Genomic DNA, 4,739 nt, shown 5'->3' on the forward strand with positions numbered 1-4,739 from the left:
AGGGCCGATGGTGGTCAAGAACCGCGACTATTCCGGCCTGCATCTCGGCATCCAGCAGGTCGCCCTGCACACGGGCCCCGACATCGCCACGGGGGCCATGCTCTGCGTCGGCAGCCTCGGCAGTCCGGGCGCCTATTCGAGCGGCATCAACGCCGCGGGCCTGGCCCTGGCCGATACCCAGGTGGCCGTCGCCACGCATCGCGTCGGCTGGCTGCGCTATTTCCTGATGACGAGGATCCTCGCCACCTGCGCGAGCGTGGCCGCGGCCGTCGATTTCATCCGGCGGGTGCCGCATGCGGGGGGCGGGACCCTGGTCCTGGCCGATGCCGGCGGCGCCGTGGCCGCGGTCGAACTCGCCGCCGCCGGGCCGCAGGTCACCACCGGGCCGGTGGTGTGGAGGACAAATCACTATGTGCTCCCGGGCCTCGAAGCGGAGACGCTCTATCCCTTCGGCGACCTCGTTGTCGGCAATTCTGCCGTCCGCTTCGAGTACCTGCGCGAGCGACTGCCCGGCCGTCCCTGGACCACCGCGGGAGCGGCGCAACTGATGCGCACGCACGCCGGCTCCGCCCCCGACGCCGCGCCCCTGTGCCAGCATGGCGATGGCGGCGACAGCGAGACGCTTTCCTCCTCCATCTATTCGTGTACGCTTCGAACCCTGACCTTCAGCGAAGGCAGACCGTGCATCGGGCGCTGGCTGAAGTACAGGCTGTCGACCTGAGCCCGGAGCAAGGCGATGGGGCGGGCGATGGCGGACTATGCGAATGAACTGATCGGGTCACACCCGAGCATCCTGGGCCTCAAGCGGCTGGTGGAAAAGGTCGCGAAGAGCCCGGCCCGTACCGTGCTCATCTACGGCGAGACCGGCACCGGCAAGGGGCTGGTCGCGCGCATGATCCACCGGCTGTCGTCGCGCTCCGCCAAGGCGTTCGTCGACATCAACTGCGCGGCCATTCCCGCCAGCCTACTGGAATCGGAGCTGTTCGGCCATGAGCGCGGGGCCTTCACCGGCGCCGTCGAGCGCAAGGTCGGGCTGATCGAGGCGGCCAACCACGGCACCGTGTTCCTCGATGAAATCCGCGAAATGGAGATGACGCTGCAGGCCAAGCTGCTGAGCCTGCTCGACACCCAGCATTTCCGCCGGGTCGGGGCGGTCAACGCGACGACCGTCGACAGCCGCTTCATCGCCGCCACCAACAAGGTGCTGCTGTCGGAGGTGACCGCCGGCAAGTTCCGCGAGGATCTGTATTATCGGCTGCAGGTGGTCGCCGTGAACCTGCCGGCGCTGCGCGAGCGCGGCGACGACGTCCTCACCCTGTCGCAGCATTTCATCGAGCGCTACAACGCCATCTACAAGCGCAGCATCCGTGGGCTGTCCGACGAAGCGGCCGACATCTTCCGCCGCTACAAGTGGCCGGGCAACGTGCGCGAGCTGGAAAACCTCCTCGAGCGCATCTTCATCCTCGAGGAGGATGACGTCATCCTGCCGCGCCACCTTCCCGACCGCATCATCCGCACCGTTGTCGGACGGGCCCCGGCGGATGTCGCCGGCCCGGCGCAGGGGGAGGCTGCCGTCACCGGCTTCCACGAAGCGACCGCCGATTTCCAGCGCAAGCTGCTGACGCGTGCCCTGACCGAGGCCGACGGCAACCTGCAGGCGGCGGCGACGGCGCTGAAGATCAGCCGGCATGCCCTGCGCCACCAGATGATCAAGCTCGGCCTGCAGTAGCGTGGATTGCGTCCGGGCGCGCGTGGGAAATGCGCGCAACCCGTGCCCCCTGCCGGGCCAACCCACCTTTACCGATGGAATTCAGTCGCTTATCGCCCCCTCGGGGGTTGGCATGAAAAGTGCCTAAGTAGGGGTGGATCACTCAATACTGCGAGACGTCAATGTCCTCCCTCAAGATCATCTGTCCTAACGGGCACCTCGGTTTTGCTCCGCTCAAGCCGGGCAGCTTCCACATCGGCGTTGCCGCCGCCCCCGATTTCATCGCCGCGGATTCGGGCAGCGACGACATCGGCCCGGTGCCGCTGGGCAACGACATCTGCGCCAGCCCCAAGGCGTGGCAGCGCCATGACCTCGAGGAGATGCTGCTGGCCGCGCGCCGGATCGGCGTGCCGATGCTGATCGGGTCGGCCGGCGATACCGGCACCAACAGCCGGGTGGACATGTATGTCGAGATGATCCGCGAGATTGCGGCCAGCCACAAGCTGCCGCCGTTCAGGATCGGCTGGTTCTATTCGGAAGTCGACAAGGAACTGGTGCGCGGCAAGATCCGCGCCGGTTCGGCGATCAGGGGCCTCGACGCGCGCGCCGACCTGACCGAGGCCGAACTCGATGCCACCAGCCGCATCGTCGCCATGGCCGGCGTGCATCCGTTCATGAAGCTGCTGGAGGAGGGCTGCGACGTCATCATCGGCGGCCGCTCCTCGGACAGCGCCATCTTCGCCGCCGCCGCGCTGCACAAGGGCTATCCGGAAGCGCAGGCCTATTACCTCGGCAAGGTGCTGGAATGCGCCTCGTTCTGTGCCGAGCCCTACGGCGCCAAGGAAACCGTGCTGGGCGAGATCACCAAGGATTTCGTCGAAGTCACCGCCATGGCCCCCGAGCAGCGCTGCACCATCGCCTCGGTCGCCGGCCACGCCATGTACGAGCGCTCCAACCCGTATCACGAGTTCGTCGCCGGCGGCATGCTCGACATGACCCACTGCGCCTACGACCAGGTGGCCGACAAGACCACCCGCGTCACCGGCATGGAGTTCGTGCCGGCCGAGGAATTCCGCGTCAAGCTCGAGGGCTCGGGCAAGCTCGGCGAGCGCTATGTCGGCATGGCCGGCATTCGCGATCCCTACACCATCGCCCATGTCGACGAGGTCATCGCCTGGGCCCGGGCCCAGGCCGAGGAGCGCTTCGGCAAGGAGGGCTGGGAACTGCACTACAACGTGTTCGGCCGCAACGGCGTCATGGGCGACATGGAGCCGCTCAAGGACCAGCCCGGGCACGAACTGTGCATCGTCGTCCAGGGCGTCGCGCCGACCCGCGAGATGGCCGAGGAACTGACCATCACCGGCACGCGCCAGCTGTTCTACGCCCGCCTGCCCGACGTGAAGGGCACCGCCGGCGGCGTCTCCTTCGTCCTCGACGAGGTGCTGCCGGCCAGCCCGGCCTATCGCTGGACGCTCAATCACACCATGGCGGTCGACGATCCGCTCGAACTGTTCCCGACCCACACCGCCATCATCGGCTGAGGACTGACATGACCAAGAACAGCAGGAAGAAGCTGGCCGAGCTGGCCAAGACCATCCGCTCCAAGAACGCCGGCACCGACAAGATCACCTTCGACATCATCTTCCGCGAGAAGCAGACCTACGAGCAGGTCAAGCGCTCGCGGGCGCTGACCCGGCAGAGCGTGTGCGAGGTGCTCAACGTCGACCCGGCGCGGCTGACCGATTTCGTCGAATACGACCCGGCCAACGCCATCAAGTTCACCATCCTGAGGCAGCGCCCGAGCGGCTCGCCCGGCGATGCCGACATCTTCGGGGCGCAGCAATACGCCCCCTTCCTCGATGTCGAAGTGGACATGACGGCGTAGGTCGCCCGCTCAGCGATCGATCAGTATCGCCCTGAAATCGTTGACATTCGTGCCGGTGGGCCCGGTCACCAGCAGGTCGCCCACCGCCGCGAAAGCGCTGTAGGAATCGTTGCCGTCGAGGCAGGCGACCGGGTCGACGCCGGCCTCCCGCATGCGCGCGAGGCTGGTCCCATCGGCAACAGCGCCGGCATTCTGCTCCGAGCCGTCGATGCCGTCGGTATCGGCGGCGAGGGCGACGACGCCGGCGACGCCGGCGACGTGGCGGGCGAAGGCCAGCAGGAACTCCGAATTGCGGCCGCCTTTGCCGCCCTTGCCGCGCAGCGTGACCGTCGTCTCGCCCCCCGAGAGCAGCAGGCACGGCGCCGTAAACGGCTGATTCCGCGCGAGAATCTGACGGGCCAGCGCGGCGTGTACCTGCCCGAGATCGCGCGCCTCCCCGGCGAAGGCGTCGGAGAGGATGTGGGGTTCGAGCCCCCTCCGCGCCGCCTCGGCGGCGGCGGCGTCGAGCGACATCTGGGCTGCACCGACCAGGTGTATCTCATTGTTCGAGAAGGCGGAATCTGCAGGCGCGGGGGCCGGGGACAGGGCCGCCAGCACCCGTTCCGGCAGATCCAGCCGGTAGCGCGCGATGATGCGGCGGGCGTCGTCGACACTGGTCGCGTCGGGGATGGTCGGCCCCGAGCCGACCAGCGCCGGGTTGTCGCCGGGAATGTCGGAGAGCACCAGCGAGACGACCCGCGCCGGCGCCGCCGCGGCCGCCAGCCGCCCCCCCTTGATGGCGCTCAGGTGCTTGCGAACACAATTCATTTCGTCGATCGGCGCGCCGCTGGCGAGCAGCGCGCGATTGACCGCCTGCTTGTCCTCGAGGGTGAGGCCGGGGGCCGGCAGCGCCAGGAGCGAGGAGGCGCCGCCCGAGATCAGCGCCACCACCAGGTCGTCGGCAGAGAGACCAGAGACCACTTCCAGCATGCGCTCGGCGGCGCTCGCGCTGCGGGCGTCGGGAAGCGGATGCCGCGCTTCCGTCACCTCGATGAACGCATTCTGAACCGCATTTCCGTCCGAAGTGACGACGAATCCCGACAGCGCGCCGTATCCCCTGCCGAGCCACTCCCTTTCGAAGGCGGCGGCCATGGCACCCGACGCCTT

At 68.0% G+C, this 4,739-nt stretch carries 5 protein-coding genes; 4 read left to right on the plus strand and 1 reads right to left on the minus strand.

Translation table 11 applies throughout. From position 1 onward, the window contains the following. The 4 genes from VGD93_RS05385 to VGD93_RS05400 all read left to right on the plus strand — a co-directional run. On the plus strand, window positions 1–721 hold a 721-nt coding region (locus VGD93_RS05385), incomplete at its 5' end, for a C45 family autoproteolytic acyltransferase/hydolase (RefSeq protein WP_395009951.1). 27 nt (window positions 722–748) lie between these two features. Then, the gene (locus VGD93_RS05390; RefSeq protein WP_395009953.1) at window positions 749–1,729 is read left to right on the plus strand and encodes a sigma-54 interaction domain-containing protein; all 981 of its coding nucleotides are present in this window, start codon (window positions 749–751) and stop codon (window positions 1,727–1,729) included. A gap of 161 nt (window positions 1,730–1,890) precedes the next feature. Beyond that, on the plus strand, window positions 1,891–3,249 hold the full coding sequence (locus tag VGD93_RS05395) for an acyclic terpene utilization AtuA family protein (RefSeq protein ID WP_395009954.1): 1,359 nt from the start codon (window positions 1,891–1,893) through the stop codon (window positions 3,247–3,249). Between the two features lie 8 nt (window positions 3,250–3,257). After that, complete coding sequence (locus tag VGD93_RS05400; protein ID WP_395009956.1) at window positions 3,258–3,593, plus strand: DUF4387 domain-containing protein; 336 nt, start codon at window positions 3,258–3,260, stop codon at window positions 3,591–3,593. Between the two features lie 9 nt (window positions 3,594–3,602). Here VGD93_RS05400 and VGD93_RS05405 read toward each other — a convergent pair. Next, on the minus strand, window positions 3,603–4,739 hold a 1,137-nt coding region (locus VGD93_RS05405), incomplete at its 5' end, for a glycerate kinase type-2 family protein (RefSeq protein WP_395009958.1).

It is taken from the genome of Devosia sp. (assembly GCF_036406155.1).
GTDB lineage: Bacteria > Pseudomonadota > Alphaproteobacteria > Rhizobiales > Devosiaceae > Devosia_A.